Origin of the sequence: Neorhizobium sp. BT27B (assembly GCF_050455485.1) — a bacterium.
Lineage (GTDB): Bacteria > Pseudomonadota > Alphaproteobacteria > Rhizobiales > Rhizobiaceae > Neorhizobium.
This window is the reverse complement of sequence record NZ_JBCIYT010000005.1, coordinates 79,968-102,888: the sequence shown is the minus strand read 5'-3', so window position 1 is coordinate 102,888 and position 22,921 is coordinate 79,968. Positions and strand designations below refer to the sequence as shown.

The 22,921-nt window shown below is 59.5% G+C and carries 19 protein-coding genes; 9 read left to right on the top strand and 10 right to left on the bottom strand.

Features of this window, described 5'->3' with window-relative positions:
* Positions 1–5 precede the first annotated feature (5 nt).
* Positions 6–2,756, top strand: a complete 2,751-nt coding sequence (locus AAIH70_RS14870) for a M16 family metallopeptidase (protein ID WP_165932020.1) — start codon at positions 6–8, stop codon at positions 2,754–2,756.
* 52 nt (positions 2,757–2,808) lie between these two features.
* On the opposite strand, the gene AAIH70_RS14865 is transcribed toward AAIH70_RS14870, so the two are convergent.
* From AAIH70_RS14865 to AAIH70_RS14855, 3 genes are all read right to left on the bottom strand, one after another.
* Positions 2,809–3,825, bottom strand: coding sequence for an Ldh family oxidoreductase (locus AAIH70_RS14865; protein ID WP_132273961.1), 1,017 nt, complete (start codon positions 3,823–3,825; stop codon positions 2,809–2,811).
* Positions 3,826–4,041: 216 nt separating this feature from the next.
* Positions 4,042–4,569, bottom strand: a complete 528-nt coding sequence (locus AAIH70_RS14860; RefSeq protein WP_132273958.1) for a DUF992 domain-containing protein — start codon at positions 4,567–4,569, stop codon at positions 4,042–4,044.
* 152 nt (positions 4,570–4,721) lie between these two features.
* Positions 4,722–5,594 carry a helix-turn-helix domain-containing protein gene (locus AAIH70_RS14855; protein ID WP_132273955.1) on the bottom strand — a complete coding sequence of 291 codons (873 nt, stop codon included), beginning with the start codon at positions 5,592–5,594 and terminating at the stop codon, positions 4,722–4,724.
* A 112-nt stretch (positions 5,595–5,706) separates the two neighbouring features.
* Here AAIH70_RS14855 and pobA point away from each other — a divergent pair, with 112 nt between their 5' ends.
* The 4 genes from pobA (at position 5,707) to AAIH70_RS14835 (ending at position 10,813) form a co-directional block, all read left to right on the top strand.
* Complete coding sequence (gene pobA / locus AAIH70_RS14850; RefSeq protein ID WP_132273952.1) at positions 5,707–6,876, top strand: 4-hydroxybenzoate 3-monooxygenase; 1,170 nt, start codon at positions 5,707–5,709, stop codon at positions 6,874–6,876.
* A gap of 145 nt (positions 6,877–7,021) precedes the next feature.
* Complete coding sequence (locus AAIH70_RS14845; RefSeq protein ID WP_132273950.1) at positions 7,022–8,071, top strand: NAD(P)-dependent alcohol dehydrogenase; 1,050 nt, start codon at positions 7,022–7,024, stop codon at positions 8,069–8,071.
* 169 nt (positions 8,072–8,240) lie between these two features.
* Positions 8,241–10,535, top strand: coding sequence for an FdhF/YdeP family oxidoreductase (locus AAIH70_RS14840; protein ID WP_132273947.1), 2,295 nt, complete (start codon positions 8,241–8,243; stop codon positions 10,533–10,535).
* The gene (locus AAIH70_RS14835) at positions 10,532–10,813 is read left to right on the top strand and encodes a hypothetical protein (protein WP_132273944.1); all 282 of its coding nucleotides are present in this window, start codon (positions 10,532–10,534) and stop codon (positions 10,811–10,813) included. Before AAIH70_RS14840 ends, AAIH70_RS14835 begins: the two co-directional genes overlap by 4 nt.
* Positions 10,814–10,820: 7 nt before the next feature.
* Here AAIH70_RS14835 and AAIH70_RS14830 read toward each other — a convergent pair whose 3' ends face one another.
* The 7 genes from AAIH70_RS14830 to AAIH70_RS14800 form a co-directional block, all read right to left on the bottom strand.
* Positions 10,821–11,660: a MurR/RpiR family transcriptional regulator gene (locus AAIH70_RS14830; RefSeq protein WP_132275779.1), complete on the bottom strand. Its 840-nt coding sequence runs from the start codon at positions 11,658–11,660 to the stop codon at positions 10,821–10,823.
* A gap of 89 nt (positions 11,661–11,749) precedes the next feature.
* Complete coding sequence (locus AAIH70_RS14825; protein ID WP_132273942.1) at positions 11,750–12,412, bottom strand: aspartate/glutamate racemase family protein; 663 nt, start codon at positions 12,410–12,412, stop codon at positions 11,750–11,752.
* 15 nt (positions 12,413–12,427) lie between these two features.
* Positions 12,428–13,408 (bottom strand): ABC transporter ATP-binding protein, encoded by a 981-nt coding sequence (locus AAIH70_RS14820; RefSeq protein WP_430034511.1) that lies wholly within the window; start codon positions 13,406–13,408, stop codon positions 12,428–12,430.
* 1 nt (position 13,409) lies between these two features.
* Positions 13,410–14,471, bottom strand: a complete 1,062-nt coding sequence (locus AAIH70_RS14815; RefSeq protein WP_132273939.1) for an ABC transporter ATP-binding protein — start codon at positions 14,469–14,471, stop codon at positions 13,410–13,412.
* A complete protein-coding gene (locus AAIH70_RS14810; protein WP_132273936.1) occupies positions 14,468–15,358 on the bottom strand; it encodes an ABC transporter permease in 891 nt (296 codons plus the stop codon). Before AAIH70_RS14810 ends, AAIH70_RS14815 begins: the two co-directional genes overlap by 4 nt.
* A gap of 2 nt (positions 15,359–15,360) precedes the next feature.
* Positions 15,361–16,314, bottom strand: coding sequence for an ABC transporter permease (locus tag AAIH70_RS14805; RefSeq protein ID WP_430034508.1), 954 nt, complete (start codon positions 16,312–16,314; stop codon positions 15,361–15,363).
* Between the two features lie 72 nt (positions 16,315–16,386).
* Complete coding sequence (locus AAIH70_RS14800) at positions 16,387–17,898, bottom strand: ABC transporter substrate-binding protein (RefSeq protein WP_430034915.1); 1,512 nt, start codon at positions 17,896–17,898, stop codon at positions 16,387–16,389.
* Between the two features lie 480 nt (positions 17,899–18,378).
* Here AAIH70_RS14800 and AAIH70_RS14795 point away from each other — a divergent pair, with 480 nt between their 5' ends.
* The 4 genes from AAIH70_RS14795 to AAIH70_RS14780 all read left to right on the top strand — a co-directional run bounded on the left by AAIH70_RS14795 (position 18,379) and on the right by AAIH70_RS14780 (position 22,825).
* The gene (locus AAIH70_RS14795) at positions 18,379–19,128 is read left to right on the top strand and encodes an SDR family oxidoreductase (protein WP_132273931.1); all 750 of its coding nucleotides are present in this window, start codon (positions 18,379–18,381) and stop codon (positions 19,126–19,128) included.
* A gap of 524 nt (positions 19,129–19,652) precedes the next feature.
* Positions 19,653–20,369, top strand: coding sequence for a FadR/GntR family transcriptional regulator (locus AAIH70_RS14790; protein ID WP_430034506.1), 717 nt, complete (start codon positions 19,653–19,655; stop codon positions 20,367–20,369).
* Positions 20,366–21,532, top strand: coding sequence for a PLP-dependent transferase (locus AAIH70_RS14785; protein ID WP_132273926.1), 1,167 nt, complete (start codon positions 20,366–20,368; stop codon positions 21,530–21,532). The genes AAIH70_RS14790 and AAIH70_RS14785 overlap by 4 nt, the downstream gene beginning before the upstream one ends.
* 33 nt (positions 21,533–21,565) lie before the next feature.
* Positions 21,566–22,825: an ABC transporter substrate-binding protein gene (locus AAIH70_RS14780; RefSeq protein WP_132273924.1), complete on the top strand. Its 1,260-nt coding sequence runs from the start codon at positions 21,566–21,568 to the stop codon at positions 22,823–22,825.
* The last annotated feature ends 96 nt before the right edge of the window (positions 22,826–22,921 follow it).

Genomic DNA, 22,921 nt, shown 5'->3' with positions numbered 1-22,921 from the left:
CAGTTATGACCCGCCTTTTCGCCTTCCTGCTGTTCGTCGCCATCGCCCTGCCGGTCACCGCCGGCGAGGCGCAGTGGGATCCTCGTCTCACCCGCGGCACGCTCGATAACGGCCTGAACTATATCCTGCACGATAGCGGCAAGCCCGAAGACCCGTTCAATATCCGGCTTGTCGTCCATGCAGGTTCGGTCGATGAGGATCGGCCGAGCGGTGCCGCACATATGCTGGAGCACATGGTCTTCCAGTCAAACCGCGCGCATCCGCAAAGCATTCATCGCTACATTCAGGAGATCGGCTGGCGCCAGGGTGTTCAGGTCAACGCGGTAACGCGCGAGACCGAAACGCAATACATGATCCGCACCCGACCCGACGATGCGCTGGACCTTTCGCAATCGCTGGCATTGGCGGCGGACCTGGCGTTCGGCGCCGAACTGCGTGCCGAGGATTGGGCAAAGGAGCGTTTTGTCATTCTGGAGGAGTTGCGGCAGGGCGATAGCGCCGCGGATAGGATCAGCCGCCAGAAGAAGGCGGTTTTGCGCGTTGGCTCGCGTTACGTCGATCGACCGACGATCGGCACACGCGAGGGCATCGAGGCGGCATCGATCGAGGATATCCGCGCCTTCTACGAACAATTTTATACCGCCTCCAACATGACCTTGATCGTTTCGGGCCGGATAGACCGCGTCTCGGCAGAAGCGGCAATCCGCCGCCTTTTCGGAAATGCGCCCAAAAAGCCAAAGCCGGCCCGCCCTTATGTCGAGCTTCCGCTGAAAGAAAGCCTGACGGCAGGTCTGGTTCAGGACCCAGCCGGTTCGTCATCGCAGACGACATACGCATTCCGCATGGCAATGCCCGAGCGCAGCAGCGAGGAGGGGCAATTTGCCTATCTGCAGAAATATCTGCTCACCCGGCTGATCCGCGATGCCATTCAGGCGCAGTCACCGCATTACGCCGACACGGTCAAAAGCCTCGGTTTCGTGGCGCAGGAGACGACAGAACGCCGGTTGATCCTGGCCTTCAATGCGTCGGGTCAAGACCATGATGTTGCCCTGTCGATCCTGCTGGAAGCGGTCGAGCGCTTGCGGCGCGAGGGCATCTCGCAGAAGGCATTCGATGCCGCCATGGCTTCGGCCCGCCGCGTGAATGAAGCCAATATAGAAGCCGCCAGCCAGCGAACCTATGCCGAATGGGAGGATCGCATCACCTCCGCCGTGCTGATGGGGTCCGTTCTCGACGATCCGGCGCGAAGGGCGGAACGCACGAAGGAACTTCTGGCCAGCATCACGTTTGAGGGTTTGCAGGCACGGATGCGGGAAATGCTCGCGGCGCCGGATCAGGTCGTGTTCTACCAGCTGCCGGGCGGTAAAACGCGTAGCGCACCAATGGCCGCCGAAATAGAGGCCATGCGGGACGAATTGTCGGCACGCGCCGTGCTTGCGCAATTGCCGGCCTTGAAGACAAGCGCGAAAGACGAAACCGCAACCGTTCCACAATGGCCGGCTGATGTGCAGGTGGCGCGCACTGGAACGATTGTATCGCAGGAACACCGGACATCACCCGAGGTTCGCGAATGGACACTTTCCAATGGCGACCGGGTTGTTTGGCTGGTCAGGGATACGCCGGACGCAAAAACCTATCTGTCCGGGCAATCGGCGGTTGGTTTCATGAATGCCGAATACGGCAGCGCCACCTCACAGATTGCCCTGCAACTGTGGACGCAGAGCGGATATCGCTTCTGGACGCAGGATCAGTATGACGTCTGGAACTCGGCGCAATCGAACGGCGGGCATTGGAGTTATGCGCTCAAGGCCGGCATGCTGGATGTCGCCATTGCCGCCAAACCCGCAAATCTGCCGGAAATGCTCGAGCGTTATGCGCGAGATGTCGCTTTCGGTACCGTTCGGGAAGAAGCCGTCAATGCCGTCGAGGAGGACCGAGTGTCGCTCGATGGTCGCGACGATAGCTATTCCCGGCTTCTGTACGGAAAGGATGAGGTCGAAGGCGCGGCTAGCTCTACCCCATCCGTCTCTGCCGAACATTTCGAGGCAGCGGCCAGGGCTTTGCTGTCGCAGCGCGTCACATGGTTTGCTGTTGGACCGGCGCCGGATGCCGCCATACGCGATGCCTTTGCCGGTGTGATTGGCGCCGTGCCGCGTGGCGTGGCTCTGACACCGGAACCGCTTTTGCAGGCCGAAGGTGTTCGTATTGCGGAAAGTGAAGGTGCCGGAAAAGATCGTGCCCGCGTACAGCTCTCCTTCTTCACGCCGATGAACTGGACGCCGGAGGCAAGTTTTCTTGTCTCCGCTCTGACGCCCGTCGCGCAGCAGGCATTGAAAAACGAGCTGCGGTACCGGCTGGCGGGTATCTATACCCTGCAATTCGAGTTGGAACTGGATACGGATAGCAATCGCGCCATCGGCAGCCTGTCATTCTACTGCGCTCCGGAAAGGGCAAAGGAACTAGCGGAGGCAGCACTTGCCGTCCTCAGGAACATGCCGGAATACGCGCGGCAGACTGATACGGCACGCATCCGCTCGGATATCGAGTTTGCGGAATCTGGACGGCTTTCGGACCCGAACACCTGGCTGCGACGGCTGGCGCTGAGCTATAAACGCTATGGCGATGCCGGTTATCTGACGCGGATGGGAGGATTGGCCGACAGCCTGACCGACCAGATGCTGCAGGAAAATGCTGCCGCCGTGTTCAGAACGGATAACGTGGCGATCCTGACACAAGCGCCCAGACAGCCGCTATGATTGTACGATCCTGAGGAAATTTGCATCGGGCGTGGCGCTGCAGCGTTGATTGTCAGGCTTCGGCCAATGCCTTCAGCTTCTCGTAATTTTCGCGAGACAGCGGAATGCCGTCCTTCTCCGCCTTGGCGCGGGTAATGTGGCGGCGCTCGCCGGGAAGTCGTTCCTGGCCGGCGTCCAGCACCAGATCGCAGATGCCGGCGACCCGTTCGGCAAACACGTCATTGCCGCCGCGTGCCGGATCGATGACGATAAAAAACTGGCCGGTGAACGGCGTCTGAGCGCCCTTGTGGCCGCTCCAGTCGAATTCGCCGGAAAAATATCCGCCGGTGAGCGCGGCACTGAGGATTTCCACCATCAGCGCGATCGAATTGCCCTTATGTCCGCCAAACGGCAGAAGCGCGCCGCCGTCCAGAATTTCCTTCGGATCATTGGTCGGCTGACCATCCCGATCGACACCCATGCCGGGTTTGAGGTCATGGCCGGAGCGTGCTGCAATCTGTACATCGCCATGGGCGATCGCTGACGATGCCTGATCGAAGACGAAGGGGGCAGCACCCGCGCGCGGCGAGGCGAAAGCGACCGGATTGGTGCCGAAAACCGCTTTTTTGCCGCCATGCGGCACAACGCAGGCCATGCTGTTGACGACGCTGAGCGCCACAAAACCCTCTTCGGCAAATGGTTCGACATCGGGCCACAGCGCGCTGAAATGGTGTGACCGGCGGATGGCAAGAACGGCGACGCCGTTTGCCTTGACCTTCTCGATCAGCAATGGCCGTGCGGCAAGCATTGCCGGCTGGGTAAACCCGCCCTTTGCATCCACACGCACGAATGCCGGGCCGACATCCTCGACCTCCGCTACCGCCGTGCCATCCACCCAGCCGCTTTTGAGCGATGAAACGTACCCGGCCATGCGAAATATGCCATGGCTGAGGGAGCCGTCACGTTCGCAGCCCGCACAGTTTTCAGCCAGGATTGCCGCGTTTTGCTCCGACACTCCGTTTCTCACAAAAATCTGTTCGAGCAGGGTAACAAGATCGGCATAAGAGAGGGTAACGGCGGTCTCGGTCATGCTTGCTCCAAAATTCCAACGGATGGGGCCTCAGCAAACAGGACAATTCCCTATCGCTTCAAGCCTGATGCGGTCGTTCGCTTTGCGGTCGCATGAAGATATCTGCAACGGAGCGGCTTTCAACAAGAGATCTTGGTAAACCCGTGGAACACAATGAAAAATGGCGCAAACCCAAGCGGATTTGCGCCATTTGATAGAAGGACAGTGTCCTTCGGTTTAGTTGACCGACGCCAGCGTCATCGAAGTGCCGGTCGCTGCGACGTTGAGTCCAAGCTGGCCTGTGACGCTAACCGTCTGCAGATGGATCGAGCCGGTCGTGCCGCCCACCAGAATGTTTGCACCGATGCCCGCACCTGCCGTCACTTCAGCCGTGGCGCCCTGATAGATGCCGCCGAGCGAACCATGGTGATAACCGGCTGTCGGGGCAAGGACGGCCCATATCAGGCGGCTGCGGGTTGTGAAGCCGATATCGACGCCCAGCTTGCGGATCGCGCCGGAATAGTGGTCGAGCGGCTCGCCGTCGATGGTCGACTTGAATACGCAGTCGACTTCCTTGGCGGAACCGAGCACATACCCTGCGCCACCGGCAATGTTGCAATCAAGATAGCCGATCTTGACGCCGTTGCGAGCGCCTTCCTCAACGACGACGGGGCGTTCTGCACGCACAACATCGGCGGCATAAACAGCGCCGGCGCTGGCGAGGACCGGTGTGGCGGCGAGTGCCAAGGCGATAATCTTCTTCATGTCAGTCTCCTTAAAAATCCCTGTTGCCGCCATCTTCATTCCGGCGATGAGACAAGCTGGCGATCCGTTAACGAATCCATCGCCAATTCGATCCATGCGCATGGCATTTTCGGGGCGGAGCAATGAAAAAGGTTAACAAGCGGTGCGAATGTTCACGCGGCATCTGTCTGCTGAGATCGTTGCGCCCGTCGATAATCGCTTGGGGACATGCCGGTGCGCTGTCGAAAGCAGCGGGAAAAATAGGTGGCGTCGGAAAATCCGAGGTTTTCGGAAATGTGCTGGATGCTAGCGCCGGTAAGTGCCAGCGCCCGCCTGGCTTCGTCGATGGAGCGGCCGATGATCATATCGTGGGCGGTCATGCCCGTGACCCTTCGCACGACCCGGTTGAGGTGCGTAGGCGAGAGCCCGAGCCGCGCCGCATATTCCGCCGCTGTCATCTGCTGGCGAAAATGGCGGCCGATCAATTCGTTAAGAGCGATAACATGACGTTGTGCATCATCGACCACAATATCGGCTGAAGCGGAGGCAGGGCTGTCCGATCGCAAAACCAGTCCGGCGACGACCGAAAGATAGGCGTCGAGAATGGTCGTTCGACCCGGTCGTGCGGCATCATACTCCTCAGCGATACGATGAAAGGTCTGGTCCAGATAAACGGTGTCGGGGCCGGATGCATCAAGCAGGATCACCTGTGCTTCTCGACCGGCCTGCAGGGATGGCAATTTCGCCGCCATGACCGTGATGACAAGGCCGGCAATGTCCTGCGAAAAACGAAAGCCGTGAACGGGGCCGGGCGGGATGAAGACCACGCAGGGTGGCTTGAGCGGCTTCGTGGCGCCATCGAACATGGCATCGCCGGAGCCATCCCAGATGTAGAGAAATTGCAGAAAATGCTCATGGCGGTGCAGGCCGATTTCCCAATGATAGGCACTGCTGCGCGACGCTATGGTTTCGCAATGAAGCTGGAAATGCGCACTGTCGTCGCGGTCTTCGCCAAACAGATCGTAGGTCGGAATTGTTCGCGACATCAAAAACGCCTCCCGAGCGATGTTCGATTTGTGCAGGAATACGCTTCAAATGTCCATTGTAAGCCATTCTGTCATTCGTCAATCTTTGCGCGCACCGTACTGGGAGGATATCGTGCGCACTCAAGTCGTTATCATCGGATCCGGGCCCTCGGGCCTTCTGCTCGGTCAGTTGCTTGGCAATGCCGGCATCGACAATGTCGTCCTCGATCGTGTCGCCAAGAATTACATCCTCGGCCGGGTTCGTGCTGGCGTGCTGGAAGAGGGGACAGTTGGCCTCCTGAAAGACGCTAGCGCAGATATGCGCATGCGCGAAGAGGGCCTGCCGCATGACGGTTTTTCGCTTGCTTTTGACGGCCGTGATCATCGGATCGATCTGTTCGCACTCACCGGCAAACGGGTCATGGTCTACGGCCAGACCGAACTGACCCGCGATTTGATGGACAGGCGTGAAGCGACTGGCGGCGTCAGCATCTATGAGGCGACAAATGTCATGCCGCATGACTTTGGCGGTGGTCGCCCTTATGTCACCTATGAGAAGGATGGCGTAACGCACCGTATCGATTGTGATTTCATCGCCGGTTGCGATGGCTATCACGGCATAAGCCGTAAATCCGTGCCCGAAAGATCGATTGCGACCTTCGAGCGAACCTATCCGTTCGGCTGGCTTGGTGTTCTGGCGGACGTGCCCCCTGTCAGCCACGAACTGATCTATGCCAATCACCCACGCGGTTTTGCCCTTTGCTCGATGCGCTCGGCCAGCCGCAGTCGTTATTACATCCAATGCCCGCTTGACGAAAAAGTGGAAAACTGGAGCGACGACTGTTTTTATGACGAGTTGCGGCGCCGGCTGCCGACGACGCATGCACAAGCATTGGTGGTCGGCCCGTCATTCGAGAAATCGATTGCGCCGCTGCGATCCTTCGTGGCCGAGCCGATGCGTTTTGGCTCGTTGTTTCTGGTTGGTGACGCCGCGCACATCGTGCCGCCAACCGGCGCCAAGGGGCTGAACCTCGCGGCAAGCGATGTGCATTACCTGTTCGAAGGCCTGCGCGACCATTATCTCGATCACACACAGACAGCGCTTGATGCCTATTCGGAGAGAGCCCTGAGAAGGGTCTGGAAATCCGTGCGCTTCTCCTGGTCGATGACGACGCTGATGCATCGCTTCCCGGAGGGTGGCGATTTTGGCCAGAAAATCCAGGAGGCCGAACTCGATTATCTGACCCATTCCGACGCAGCCGCCAGATCGCTGGCCGAAAACTATGTCGGCCTGCCGTATTGATGCTTACTCTTGCGCCATGGCGTCGGAGGATCGTGCAATCATCTCGGTGGAATGAACTGGCCTAAATTGCGGCTCGGCCCTATGTTTCGCCCATCGGTCCGAAAGGGCCGAGTTTCCATTCAATTCAAATCGGAAGGTTCTCATCATGGCTATTGCAAGAGGCTATGCCGCGACGGATGCATCCAAACCCCTCGCTCCCTTCACCTTCGAACGCCGCGAACCCAATGACGATGATGTCGTGATCGACATCAAGTTCGCCGGCGTTTGCCACTCCGATATCCACACCGTGCGCAATGAATGGGGCGGTGCGGTCTATCCGATCGTTCCGGGCCATGAAATCGCCGGTGTCGTCACCGCAGTCGGTTCCAAGGTTTCCAAGTTCAAGGTTGGTGACCATGTCGGCGTCGGCTGCTTCGTCGATAGCTGCGTTGGGTGCGCGACCCGCGATGTCGATCTCGAGCAGTACATGCCCGGCCTGGTTCAGACCTATAACAGTGTCGAAGCCGACGGCAAGACGCCGACGCAGGGCGGTTACTCCGACAGCATCGTCGTCAAGGAAGGATATGTCATGTCCATTCCGGACAACCTTCCGCTCGACGCCGCTGCCCCGCTTCTGTGCGCCGGCATCACGCTCTATTCGCCGCTGCATCACTGGAAGGCCGGTCCCGGCAAGAAGGTCGCGATCGTCGGCATGGGTGGCCTTGGCCATATGGGCGTCAAGATCGCCCACGCCATGGGTGCTGAAGTGACGGTTCTCAGCCAGTCGCTGTCGAAGAAGGAAGACGGCCTGCGTCTTGGTGCGGATCACTATTACGCGACCAACGACAAGGAGACCTTCACCAAACTGGCGGGTACGTTCGACCTGATCGTCTGCACGGTCTCGGCGGAGATCGACTGGAATGCCTATATGGGCCTGCTCAAGGTCGAGGGTTCGTTCGTGGTCGTCGGCGCGCCGGAAAATGCCATCCCGGTTCACGCATTTTCGCTGATCCCGGGCCGCAAGAGCATCTCCGGCTCGATGATCGGTTCGATCAAGGAAACCCAGGAAATGCTGGACTTCTGCGGCCGCCACAACATCGTCAGCGAGATCGAACTGATCGATATCAAGGATATCAACGAAGCCTATGAGCGCGTCATCAAGAGCGATGTGCGTTACCGTTTCGTGATCGACATGGCGACGCTGAAGGCCGCCTGAGGTCTCTCGATTCAACTGAAAATATCAGCGGGCCGGTCGCAAGATCGGCCCGTTCTTTTTGCTGCGCTTTGCCGCGCGGCTCTATGTCACGCCCAACGATAGATTTTTTCTATCGGCCTATGGGTTTGATCCGCTTGATCATTTTTGCGATTTGTCAGAAATGCGGCAAATGGACACAGGATTTATCGGTAAGAAATCGTCCGCCGCAGGTGGATGGGGTGCATTGAAAAGCTGCGGCAAGCAGCTCTTGAAAAGTGGTACGCCGCTTTCCGGCGCGCGTACCATGCTGAAGGCCAATCAGCCGGATGGCTTTGATTGTCCCGGCTGTGCGTGGGGCGATCCTGCGCACGGGTCTTCGTTCGAATTCTGCGAAAACGGCGTGAAGGCCGTCGCATGGGAATCAACCGAAAAACGCGCAACCCCTGAACTCTTCGCCGCAAACACCGTTTCCGACCTTCGCAAGCTGACCGATTACGAACTCGAACTTCACGGCCGTCTGACGCATCCGATGCGTTACGATGCCGTCAGCGACAAATACCTGCCCGTCGCCTGGGCTGACGCTTTTGCCGAAATCGGCAGCATGCTGAAGAATCTGGACAGCCCGGATCGGGCCGAATTCTACACATCCGGCCGCGCCAGCAACGAAGCCGCCTATCTCTACCAGCTGTTCGTGCGCCTTTACGGCACCAACAATTTCCCCGACTGCTCCAACATGTGCCACGAGGCGAGCGGCGTCGGCCTGCGCCAGTCGATCGGCGTCGGCAAGGGCACCGTCCTTCTCGAGGATTTCGAAGAGGCTGATGCCATCTTCGTGATCGGCCAGAACCCCGGCACCAATCATCCACGCATGCTGGGTGATCTTCGCCGCGCCGCGGTCCGTGGCGCCAAGATCGTCGTGTTCAACCCCATCAAAGAACGCGGTCTGGAACGCTTCACCGACCCGCAGGACAAGCTGGAAATGCTGCGCGGTGGCGCAACCGATATCGCCAGCGATTACCTGCAGCCGCGCCTCGGCGGCGACATGGCTGCCGTGCGAGGCATGGCCAAGGCCGTGTTTGCAGCGGAAGATGCGGCAATCGCGGCGGGCCAACCGGCCGTGCTCGATCACGCATTTCTTGCCGAACACAGTGTCGGCCTGGCCGAATACCGAGCCGCCGTCGATGCCACCGATTGGGCGCAGATCGAGGATCAGTCCGGCCTGTCGCGCGCCCAGATCGAGAGTGCTGCCGATATTTACATGAAAGCCGGCCGGGTGATCTGCACCTGGGCCATGGGCGTCACCCAGCACGTGCATTCCGTCGCGACCATTCGCGAAATTTCCAACTTCATGTTCCTGCGCGGCAATATCGGCAAGCCGGGCGCCGGCCTTTGCCCGGTGCGTGGCCATTCCAACGTGCAGGGCGACCGCACGGTCGGCATCAACGAAAAGCCGCCGGTTGCCTTCCTCGACTCGCTGGAAAAACATTTTGGCGTCGCCATGCCGCGCCATGAAGGCCATAATGTTCTCGCCGCCATCGGCGCCATGCTGGATGGCTCGGCGGAAGTGTTTATCGGGCTCGGCGGCAATTTTGCCCGTGCCACGCCGGATAGCGCCATCGTCGAACAGGCGATGCGTCGCATGAAGCTTACGGTGAATATCGCCACCAAGCCGAACCACTCGCATCTGATGCCGGGTGAGGTTTCCTTCATCCTGCCCTGCCTCGGCCGCACCGAGATGGATCTCAACGCCGAAGGCACTTCGCAGCTGATCAGCGTCGAGGATTCGATGAGCATGGTGCATGGTTCTGCCGGCATCAACCGTCCGGCCTCGCCATACCTCATGTCGGAAGTCGCCATTGTTGCCGGCATAGCCGAAGCGACTGTCGGCAATGCGGTGGTCGATTGGGCTGAACTGGCACAGAACAACGACCGCATTCGCGACCATATCGAAGCCACCATTCCCGGCTTCGAAAACTACAATGAGCGTCTGCGCAAGCCGCGCGGTTTCCACCTGCGCAATGCCGCAGCCCATCGCGAATGGAACACGGCAAAGGGCAAGGCGACATTCTCGAACGTCGCGCTGCCGGCCGAAACCGTTCATCAGCGGGCGAACAAGGGTGGCGGCAATTTCGCCCTCCAGACTTTCCGTTCGCATGACCAGTACAACACCACGGTTTACGGCCTCGATGACCGCTATCGCGGCGTTTACGGCGAGCGTCAGGTGATCTTCATTCACCCTGCCGATCTGGAAGCGATGAGCGCCGCTGCCGGTGACCGGGTCGACGTCGTGACGGAAAGCAATGACGGTATCGACCGCGTCGCTGAAAACTTCCGCTTCGTGCCCTATGATATCCCGCGCGGCAGCATTGCCGGTTATTATCCGGAACTGAACGTGCTGGTTCCGCTCGGCAGTGCCGGCGATGAGAGCGACACACCGACCTCGAAGTCTATCATGGTGTCCTTCCGCAAGCGGCAGGCAGCGTGACCGACGACGCGCCGGAGGCCAAACGCTTCCTGGCGCTTGTCGCGACAGCGCAGGAGGGGGACCCTGCGCTGTCCTCGATTCAGGCGGCAATCATGGTTGCTGCCGATCTCGGCATTGCGAGTGACAGCCGCAGTTTTGCTCGGATATTGGGCGTCGAGCATGCACTGGCGATTCGCGAGCTCAATGCGCTTGCCGAGCGCGGCGATGTGATTACGATCGTGAAACGCGACGCCCGAACCTTGCGGACTTTCTACAAGCGGCTTGGCATAGGCAGCTGACTTCTCGTCAGAGTTCGTCGAGGCTTTCGTTCAAGGTCTCGATCTGCCGCAATCGTTTGCGCCCCTCGACGCCGGCCTGTTCCAGGCATCGCGTGATCAGCAGATGGCAGAGCGCCATTACCGCCGTATGGTTGAACAATGGCCCCGGCGCCAGCGTCTGGCAGGGGAAATGCCATGTCGCGCCGGTTTCGAAAGGCGCGCTTTCATCGGTGATGTAGATGAGCCTGGCTTTCGATTTGCGCACATGCGCCAGAATGGAATCGAGCTGTGCGATCCGCCGACGCATGGCGAAAAACACCACGACATCATCTTCCCGCAGGCTGACCAGATGTTCGCCCAGCGTCTCTCCGGCGCCGGGTATGGCGATGATGTCCTCGAGCACCTGCGTCAACTGCCATTGCAGATAGGAGGCAAAGGGATGGCTGCTGCGAAAGCCCAGCACCCAGACCTTGCGTGCGTGCATCATCGCCGAAGCAGCGCCGTCTATCTGTGCGTCGGAGATTGCCATGAACGTGGCTTCGAGATTGGCGACACCTTGAGAGATATGTGTCTTCACCGATTGGGTGGTGGACGCATCGGCGGCCGTCGTCAGGAACAGGCGTGAACCGGTCTGCCTTTCGGCGCGGGCGTGGCGGCGGGCTTCCTCGTAGTTTTCATAACCGAGCCGCTGAATGAAGCGGGTGACGGTCGCCTTGGAAACATGCGCGAGCGCAGCCAGTTCCTGGGCGGAATAACTCGCCAGTTCGCCCGGAAAATCGCAGACGAACTCGCCCAGCCGCTTTTCGGCGGGGTGTAGGTCCGGCAGCGCTTGCCGCACGCGAAACAGGAAGGATTTGTCCTTGGGCACCCGGTGCTCCGCCACATCGTCTGCGCTGAGGTTTACGACCGCTGCGGACGGGCTTGCAACAGAAAAAGCGAAGCTTTTGCCCGAGAGTGTCATCGGGATTGCTCCGCACTCAGGCGCGACAGAAGCAATGTGACGGCGGAGCGGATCGGTGCAATCACAGGGGCGGAAAGGCTTTGCTGGATATGTTCCGCCGCTTCCCCCAAGGGACCGCCGCCGATAATGACCGCCTCGGCGCCATCCTTTTCGAAACAGCTGCGCGCCGTCTCCTGAAGGGCATCGCGCAACATTGCCGGATCCGCCGTCAACTGTATCGGGTCGCCCTCGGTCAATCGCGTGCCGGTGAACAGATGTCGCAGCCCAAGCGCTTCCGCCTTTGCCGCAAAACTCGCGACAAGATCGGGTGTCACCGTCGCGATGCCAAAACGCCTGTTGCCGCGCGATGCCTCCAGCATGCTGGCCTCGCAGATGCCGACGACCGGGATAGGGCAGATGTGTGCGAGTGCCTCAAGCCCCGGATCGCCGAAGGCACTGACGATAATTCCGGCGGCACCATCAGCCTCGGCCTGCCGGCCCATCTCGACGACACCTTCGGCTGCGGCATCAAGCGCGGCCTCGTCTAGGATCATCGGCACACCGCGGGACGCCGTTTTTCCCGTTACCGGAATGCCTGACGCATATTTTCTTGCGATCGCGGTCATCATGGCGGTCGTGGCGCTGGACGTGTTGGGATTGATCAGGACGATGGGTTTCATGGTTCGCGCATGTGTTCAGGCATATCGCACACAGGCAACCTTGCCGGTGTCGCCGGTGGCCGCCAGCGCCGGCACATGGCTGCGGCAAATCTCTTCCGCCTGCGGACAGCGTGGAGCAAAGGCGCAGCCGGGCGGCATGTCGGCCAGATCCGGCGGCGAGCCGGGGATGGTGATCAGCCGATCACGACCATGGGCCAGCTCGACGCGGGCACCGAGAAGCCCCTTCGTATAGGGATGCTTTGGATCGCGAATGATATCGCCAACCTTGCCTTCCTCGACGATGCGGCCGGCATACATCACGGCGATCCGATCGGCGACTTCGGCTGCGACGCCGATGTCGTGGGTGACGAAAATGACCGAGAGCCCGTATTCCTCCTGCAATTCCCGGATCAGCAGCAGGATCTGGATCTGTACGGTGGCATCGAGCGCTGTCGTCGGTTCGTCAGCGAGCAGAACTTTGGGATTGCAGGCGAGCGCCATGGCGATCATCGCACGCTGCAGCATGCCGCCGGACATTTCATGCGGATAGTTTTGGAGACGGCGTTCCGGGGAGGGAATGCGCACCTTCTGGAACAGAGCAAGCGCACGTGCGGCGGCTTGCGCGCGGGACACTTTTTCATGCCGCAGGATGGTTTCCTCGATCTGTCGCCCGACTGTATAGACCGGATCGAGTGCCAGCCGGGGTTCCTGAAACACCATCGACACCACGGCCCCACGCAATTGCCCTAGGTCCCGGTTGGAAAGGCCCATCACATCGCGGCCGGACACTGTCATCGAGCCATCGACTGTCGTTCCATTCGGATGCAGCCGCAGCAGCGAGCGCATGGTGACGCTCTTGCCTGAGCCAGATTCGCCGAGAAGTGCAACAACCTCGCCGGGGCGCACCGAAAGGCTGACGCCATTGACGGCTTTCACCGGTTTGCGACCGCGATGGAAGGTCACGGACAGGTTTTCGATGTCGATCATCGGTTCGGATGAATGGATCGTGGCTTCCATGTCAGGCCTCCATCAATGCGGGTGCGCGGCTGTGAGCCGAGCCGGGCAGGGACATAAGACAGGCGGTGGACTGGTCTTTCGAAATATCCGTCAGCGGCGGTGGCATATCGCTGCACACACTTTCGGCGAACGAACAGCGTGTGTGGAAACGACAGCCCGAGGGCGGATCGATCGGGTTGGGCGGATCGCCCGAGAGCGGTGGTTCTTGCGTCCGTTCGGCCGGATCCATCTTTGGCATCGAGGCGAGAAGTGCCGATGAATAGGGGTGGCGCGTATGCTCGAAGATCGCGTCGCGGGAGCCGAGTTCCGCGACCTTGCCGAGATACATCACCATCACCCGGTCGCACATGAAGCGCACGACGTTCAGGTCGTGGGAGATGAACAGATAGGTCAGGCCAAAATCGCGTTTCAGATCGAGCAGCAGATTGAGAACCTGTGCCTCGACGGATTTGTCGAGCGCCGAGACCGCTTCATCGAGGATGACGAGGCGTGGTCGCAGCGCCAGTGCACGGGCAATATTGACACGCTGGCGCTGGCCGCCCGACAGTTCATGCGGGTATCTGCCGGCAAAACGGGAGGGTTCTAGACCGACGCGGTAGAGAAGATCGTGTGCCCGATCGATGGCTTTGGCAGCGGGGATGCCGTGCACGCGTGGCGCAAAGGCGATGGATTCCTCTATGGTCAGCCGCGGATTGAGCGAGGCGTAGCTGTCCTGAAACACCATCTGCACCTGCTGCCGGTATTCCGACAATGACAGCGCGCCGCCGACCTTTTCGCCGTCGAACAGGATATCGCCCTGATCGGGCATGATCAGTTGCATCAGCAGCCGCGCCGTCGTCGACTTGCCGCAGCCGCTTTCGCCGACGACGCCAAGGGTTTCTCCCTTCAGGATATCGAAATCGACACCATCGACAGCGCGCACCACTTTTTTCGGCTTGAGAAACCCGCTTCCCTTTACGGGAAAATGTTTCAAAAGCCCGCGTGCGGAAACCAGCGGCTGCGCCGGTCCTCCACGTTCGCCAACGGGCAGGTCATAGGCCGGTTCTTCAACGATACTGATCATGACTTCACGTCCATGGCTGAGCGCAGCCCGTCGGAGAAAAGATTGAAACAGATGGAGGTGATGAAGATCATCACGCCGGGAAGTGCTGCCACGAAGGGGTTGTTGTAGATGGCGGTTCGAAGCGTGTTGAGCATCAGGCCCCATTCGGCATCCGGCGGGCGCACGCCAAGGCCGAGAAAGGATAGGCCGGAGGCGAGGATCATCGAGACCGAGATCAGGCTGGTGGCGAACACGAAAATCGGTCCCAGCACATTGCCGAGAATGTGGACGCGGATAATGGTCAGCGCCGGCGCGCCGGATGCGCGCGCCGCATCGACGTAATCCAGCTTTCTCACCTGCGTCGTCACGCTTTCCGCCACCCGCGCGATCTGCGGAATGAAAACGACGGTGAGCGACACCAGCGCATTGGTGAGGCCGGAGCCTAGTGCGCCGGACAGCGCCACGGCCAACAGCACGGAGGGGAAGGCATAAAACACATCGACCAGCCGCATGATCAGCGTGTTTGTCAGGCCGCCGGCATAACCGGCGATGATGCCGATGGTCGAGCCGATGAGGAAGGCGATCGGCACGGGAATGACACCCATGATCAGCGACAGGCGTGCGCCGTAGATGAGACGCGAGAGCATGTCGCGGCCGAGTTCGTCTGTGCCGAGAATGTAGCCCGGCGTTCCGATCGGTTTCAGACGGCGGATGACGCTGCCCTTGGCGGGGTCGTAGGGCGCGATATAGGGAGCAAATATCGCCATCAGCACGAGGATCAGCAGAATGCTGAGTGCGATGACGGCGACGGGATCGCGACAGACGCGTCTGACAACGCCGCTCCAGAAGCCCGGCGACTTTGCGATCGTCTGCACAGAGGGTGCAATATCGGCAGTGATGACGGCCATGATCAGCTCCTCTGGATGCGGGGATCGATGGCGCTTTGCAGCACGTCGACCACGAGGTTGAGGAAAACGAAGAACATCGCGAGCACGAGGATCGTACCCTGCAGGATCGGCAGGTCGCGGGTGAAGATCGCACCGTTCAGAAGAAAGCCGGTTCCCGGCCACGAAAACACGGTTTCTATGAGGATCGAGCCGCCGAGCAGATAACCAAGTTGCAGACCCATCACGGAAAGTGCCGTCGGGGCTGCATTGCGCACCACATGGCGAAGGATCTGCCTCGACATCAGTCCCTTGGCGGCCAGCGCCTGAGTGAAATCCTGCGCGAGAATGTCGGCGACCAGCGAGCGGATGGTGCGGGCGATGATGCCCATCGGGATGACCGACATGGTGACTGCCGGCAGAATGAGAAAGCGAAGGTAATCCCAGCTGAAACCGCGCCCCGCCGATCCTTCAGGCCCGCCGCCCATGGCCGGCAGCCAGCCGAGCGTGACCGAAAAGGCGATGACCAGCACCATGCCGAGCCAGTAATGCGGCACGCTAACGCCCAGCATGGAGAATGCCGAGGCGATACGATCGATCCAGCCACCGCGATAGATGCCGGCGAGGAAGCCCAGTGTGGCACCGAAGACGAAGCCGATTATTGCCGCAAAGACGGCGAGAATGATGGAATTGACGGAGGCGCTGAGGATTTCGTTCAGGACCGGTCGGCCGGACGCGATCGACGTGCCGAGGTCACCCTGCAGGGCGTGCCATGCCCATAGAAGATATTGCACGGGCAATGGTCGGTCGAGCCCATAGAACGCGCGCATCTGCGTCTGCATTTCAGCGGAAGCATCGGAGGGCAGGATGGCGGCGAGCGGGTCGCCGGGGGCAATGTGGATCAGCATGAAACAGACGATGCTGACGCCGATCGTCACCGGAATGACGTGCAGCAGGCGTTTGAGGGCATAAAGCAGCATGGTGTCCTCACGAATGGGTCTTGATCGGGCATCATGGAATGGCGCGCGGAAAACCGCGCGCCATCTGGCTGATCAGGGATCGACGGTGACCGGCGAAAAATCCTGGAACCAGTTCTGTGCCTGCACGAAACCCTTGACCTTGGTGGTCATCGCACGCGGATTGACATCATGCGTCACCATCAGGAACAGGGCATCGTCCACGTATTTTTCGTGGATCTTCTGCATCACCTTGTCCTGCTCCTCGGCGTCGAACGTGTTGCGCACCTGAGCGAACAGTGCGTCCATGTCCTTGTCGCAGTAATAACCCCAGTTGGTCCCTGTCGGCGGTGCCAGCCGGCATTCCGACTGGCGGATCATTGCGGTGAACGGGTCCTGGATGAAGTAGCTGTAGTTGACGGCCGTGGCTTCCTTGGCACTGGCATCCTTGGCACCGGCGCGCCAGACGTTGATGACGGTGTTCCAGTCCATCACCTCGTATTCGACGTCGATGCCGATTTCGGCCAGCGTCTGCTGGATGTATTCGTTCATCTGCAGCGGCAGCATCTGGCCGGAGCCGGAGGACGAGATCACAGCCTTGGTCTTGATGCGCTTGTCCGGCCCGTAACCGGCTTCGGCCATCAGCTTCTTGGCTTCCTCGACATTGTATTCCAGCTTGAATGTCGGCTTGCCGAACCATTGATGGCCGGGCGGCATGTAACCCTGAGCCGGAATGGAGAGACCGCCCAGCAATTCGTTCAGACCCTCGCGATCAACCGCCAGATTGGCGGCTTTGCGCACGCGAACATCATTCCACGGCGAACCTTCGACGCGCGACAGGTGCCAAGTCCAGTTATGCGGGTAGGAATTGGTGACGATCGAATAACCGGCATCCTTGAGCGATTTGACCGAGTCCGGGGCAGGCGCCTCGATCCAGTCCACTTGGCCTGAACGCAGGGCGGCCACGCGGGTATTCGGCTCGGGAAGCGGGATCAGCACCAGCTTGTCGAGTTTCGGTACGCGTGCCTTGTCCCAATATTCCTTGTTGGGGGTGAGTTCGGCGCGTTCGCGCGGCGTAAAACCGCTTTCCATTTTCCATGGGCCGGTGCCGGAAGGCTTTTGCGCAACCGTATCCCAGTTCTTGCCCTGGGCTTCCCAATTGGCCGGCGACGACATCAGGATCCAGCTCAACTGGTAGGGCAGGGTGGCATCTGGGGTGTTGGTGACGATTTCCACCGTCAGCTGATCGACCGCCTTGTAGGATACGACAGCCGGAATGCGGGACTTGCCCTGCGCCGCCTGGCGTTTGTCGAACTGCGGGGCATCCGTCTTCAGCAGCTTGTCGAAATTCCAGACGACAGCTGCCGCATCGAACGTGCTGCCATCGTGAAATTTCACGCCCTCACGCAGCTTGAATGTCCATTTCGTCTTGTCGGTGCCATCGACAGCCCAACTGGTCGCAAGGCTCGGGATCAGGCTGGAAGGTTTTTCAGCGCTGGAAAGATCCCATTCGATCATCGAGTTATAGACCGTATACCCCATGAAACGCTGGCCTTCGCCGCCCTGGTCGGTCTGGCCGGTGGTGAGCGGAATGTCGGAAGCCGTCATGCCGATGCGCAATGTGCCGGCCGCAAGCACGGTGTTTGCCGACAGCAATGCAAAGGTGGCGGCGCCGATGAACGGCGCCAGCCGACGCATGGTGAAAATGTCGATGCCGAAACGCTTCGTCTCCAATTCTTTCGTCATGCTGTTCCCTCTTTTTTGATTTGCCGAGCTTTTGCCCAGTCACTCAAGAAGGTAGGCAGATTTCATGCCAGTTTTCATGAAACTGTAATTTCACATCAAAATCATGGTGATAGATTAAATGGATGCGTCTGTGGCGGTCGTCAGTTCGCAGCCATTGCCACTATTGCGCGATGATTAAGCGGGACGTTGACCAAAATTGCAGCCATTCACATGCGTTGGCTGCGCCCCAAATAGTATAGCCGGCCGGGCACGAAAAAATCTTTCACTTACTAAAAGGTGCCTACTTACCAAAAGATAGTATTGGGATTATCTCTGAAACCGAAGCGATCTGGAGGCAGAAAAATGGATTTCTCGAAAGCAACAATTCTCATCACCGGCGGCAATTCGGGTATTGGCAGGGGGCTTGCCAAGGCCTTGATGGCAGAAGGCGCGAAGGTCATCATCACCGGGCGCGATGATACGCGTCTCAAGGAAACGCTGTATGCCAATCCCGGCATGCTGGGCTACGAACTGGATGTAACCGACCCGCTGGCGATCAAGCAGTTCGCGGCGGATATCACCGAACATCATCCTGATCTCAACGTCGTCATCCATAATGCCGGCATCATGGTCAGCGAAAAGGTGCTAGCCGAGAGCTACGATCTCGACATCGTCGAAAAGACCATATCCACCAATCTTCTGGCGCCGATCCGTCTGACGGCAGCCCTGCTTGAGCATCTGCGCACGCGTGATGAGGCGGCGGTTGTCACCGTATCGTCCGGCCTGGCCTTCGTGCCACGTGCCGACACGTTGACCTACAGTGCCAGCAAGGCCGCGATCCATTCCTGGTCCACAAGCCTGCGACATGAATTGCGCAGCACAAATGTGGCAGTGGTGGAGATCGCGCCGCCATTGGTGGCGACGGAATTGACACCGGGCCAATCGGAAAATCCGCGCGCCATGCCGCTCGCCGATTTCGTCACGGAATCCGTAGAGCTGCTTTGCAGCCAGCCGACACCATCGGAAGTACTGGTCGGCCGCGTCATGCCCCAGCGCACCGCAGAGGCCACCGGAAATTTCGACAAGGTTTTCGGCCTGATCAATCCGGTCTGAAGGTGGATCGCTTTTCAGACCTTGTGCTGAAGCGTGACTTGCGGGCCGGCAAAAGCGATCAGGCATACCGCGTCTGTGGGTACGGTTTCTTGCGAATGATTTCGGCATCGATTCGATCGCCGATGCGTTGATGTGCCCGCCATTCAAACCGATGCAGATCGCGGTCAGGTCTGCGTCGGTCATCCATAGTGCATCTATTTTTCTACAAAGCTATTTTGCGCGCCGGCTGCGATTTCAAATCATGTTTTCTGCCTAGGCGTTAGCTTGGTGGCATAAACATCAAGGCGATCGGCAAATCCGCCAGACGGAAAGGCATGTCTATCATGGCGCGATTGGGCGGGATCGTGCTGCGCGGTCGATTCCAGAAAAAACTACGGCCTACAAATACGGATGCTAAGGGCGCGCCTGCAATGCATGTCCACTGTCACACCCGATTGACAGCCACGCTCCCAAGTGATTTGCTAAGATGTCAGACCAATTTGGACGCTGTGTAAAGCGCGGTCGGCGGGGAAACTGGAGGTGGCATGAAGCCAAAACTGTCCGATACGCTTCGGCCTTTGCCGAGTGTTGACCGCGCAAAGCAGGTCACGGCAGCACTTGCCCAATATGTCGCCGATGCCAGGCTCAAGGCGGGAGACCGTTTGCCGGCGGAGCGTGAACTGATGGGCGCTCTGGCGGTCGGGCGCTCGACTATCCGCGAGGTCATCAGTCATTTTCAGGCGCTTGGCGTCATCGAGACCCGCAAGGGCAGTGGCACCTATCTCCTGCGGCCGATCTCTCCCGATACCGTACATATGCCGCTGTCGCTGGATACGACACGCCTGCGTGACGTGCTTTTGCAGACGCTGCAGGTTCGCCGCGGCATCGAATGCGAGGCCGGCATGGTGGCCGCGCAAATGCGCACCGCTGATGATCTGGCAATCATCGAGGACAAGCTGGTGAAGATGGAAACGGTCCATCTGGAACAGGGTTCGTCCGGCCCGGAAGATCTGGCTTTTCATCTGGCTGTTTATGACGCCACGCACAACCCGCTGTTCCGGCAGCTTCTCGAACAGATGCGTGAAAGTTTCGAGCATTTCTGGTCATCACCCTTTGATCGCAAGGATTTTGCCCGCCGCTCCTTTCCGTTCCATCGCACGCTTTTCGACGCCATCGCCGCCCGGGATCCCGAAGGCGCGCGGCGCGAAACATTAAAAATCCTCGCTGTCGTCGAGGAAGACATCAAGGAAATGTCCAAATGAACGAAATGCTCGATCCGTCGGCGTTTGCCTCGCTGATCACCGCCCATGACGATGGCAACTTTGCCGATGCTGTGGTGCCGCCGATCTTTCAGACCTCGCTTTTCACCTTCTCCGATTACGACGAGATGATCGCGTCCTATCGCGGCGAAAAGGTGCGGCCGATCTATACGCGTGGCCTCAACCCGACAGTGCGCATGTTCGAAGAAATGCTGGCCAAGCTGGAGGGTGCCGAAGACGCGCTCGGGTTTGCCAGCGGCATGTCGGCGATCTCGTCTTCGGTCCTGAGCTTTGTCGAGCCCGGTGACCGCATCGTCGCGGTCAAGCACGTTTATCCCGACGCCTTTCGCCTGTTCGGCACGCTGCTGAAGCGGATGAAGGTGGAGGTTACCTATGTCGATGGTCGCGATGAGCAAGCGGTCGACAAGGCTCTGCCCGGTGCGAAACTGCTTTATCTCGAAAGCCCGACAAGCTGGGTTATGGAAGCGCATGATGTTGGTGCGCTGGCGGCGCTTGCGAAAAAGCATGGTGCCGTGTCGATGATCGACAACAGCTGGGCCAGCCCCGTCTTCCAGCGACCGATCACGCTTGGCGTCGATCTCGTCATTCATTCGGCCTCGAAATATCTCGGCGGCCATAGCGATGTCGTTGCCGGTGTGGTTGCCGGTTCAAAGGAAATGATCGCGCGGGTGAAGGCGGAGGCCTATCCCTATCTCGGCGGCAAGCTTTCCCCCTTCGATGCTTGGCTGCTGATCCGCGGCATGCGCACGCTGCCCTTGCGCATGAAGGCGCATCAGGATGCGGCGCTCACCATCGCGCGGCGCCTGCAGGAACTCGATGTAGTGGAAACGGTCTGCCATCCGGGCCTTGCGAACCGACTCCCGGCCGGCCTTAACGGCACGTCCGGCCTGTTTTCCTTCATCTTCAAGGAAGGCGTCGATATCCGCGCCTTTGCCGATCACCTGAAACTCTTCAAGCTCGGCGTCAGCTGGGGTGGCCACGAAAGCCTGATCGTTCCGGGCGAAGTGGTGCTGCAGCAGAAGGCCCAGCCGAATTCCGCGCATACTTTTGGCATCCATGCGCGGTCCGTACGCCTCCATGTCGGCCTCGAGGGAACCGAGGCTTTGTGGAGCGATATTCAGGAGGCGATTGCCATCGCCACCTAGCGCATCAACCAATAAACAACTGGGAGCAGGACAATGAAAACAATCATAACGGCTGCATTCATCGCGACCATGATGGCGGGGACCGCCATGGCCGATACCACGCTCAAGCTGGTGGAAGTGATCACCAGCCCGGAGCGCACGCAGACGCTGAAATCGCTGGTCGACAAGTTCGAGGCCGCAAATCCGGGCGCAAAGGTGGAGATCATCTCGCTGCCCTGGAACGAGGCGTTCCAGAAATTCGCCACCATGGTGTCGGCCGGCGATACGCCCGACGTGATGGAAATGCCGGATACCTGGCTTTCGCTCTACGGCAATAACGGCATGCTCGAAAGCCTTGAGCCTTATCTGGCCAAGTGGGAGCACACCAAGGCGCTGACACCGCGCGCGCTGGAACTCGGCCGTGACGTCAAGAACACCGCCTATATGTTGCCCTACGGCTTCTACCTGCGCGCCATGTTCTACAACAAGAAGCTGCTGAGCGAAGCTGGCGTTTCCGCACCGCCAAAGACCATGGACGAGTTCACCAAGGCATCGGAAGCCGTTTCCAAGCTGCCGGGCAAATACGGTTACTGCATGCGCGGCGGGCCGGGTGGCCTGAACGGTTGGATGATCTTTGCCGCCTCCATGGCCGGCGACAACAAGTATTTCACCGAGGACGGCACTTCGACCATGAACAGCGAAGGCTGGGCAAAGGGTATCGAGTGGATGGTCGACCTTTACAAGAAGGGTCTGGCCCCGAAGGACAGTGTCAACTGGGGCTTTAACGAAGTCGTTGCCGGGTTTTATTCCGGTACCTGCGCCTTCCTCGATCAGGACCCGGATGCGCTGATCGCCGTGGCCGAGCGTATGAAGCCGGAAGATTTTGGCGTTGCACCGCTGCCGAAGGGCCCGACGGGGAAATCCTTCCCGACGATCGGTTATGCCGGCTGGTCGATGTTCGCCAAGAGCGAAAACAAGGACCTGTCCTGGAAGCTGATCGAAACGCTGCAGAGCCCGGAAGGCAATATCGAGTGGAACAAGAAGATCGGCGCGCTGCCGGCCTATACGGCGGCTGAAAAGGATCCGTTCTACGCCGGTGACCAGTTCAAGGGCTGGTTCGAGGAACTGGCCGACAAGGACACCGTTCCGACCGTGATGCCGACCTTCCTGCAGGAATTCGCCTTCTTCAAGGATTCGCTGGCGATCAAGACCTCGCAACAGGCTCTGCTCGGCGACATCACGGCGAAGGAACTGGCTGACGAATGGGCGGCTTACCTCACCAAGGCACAGCAGAAGAACCTCTCCAAGAAGTAACTTTCTACGTGGCGGCGCGCAAAATACCCGCGCCGCCACATCGCTCTTCTTCATGCAATGACGGCGCAGATTTGCGCCGCAAACGGGAAACTGTCT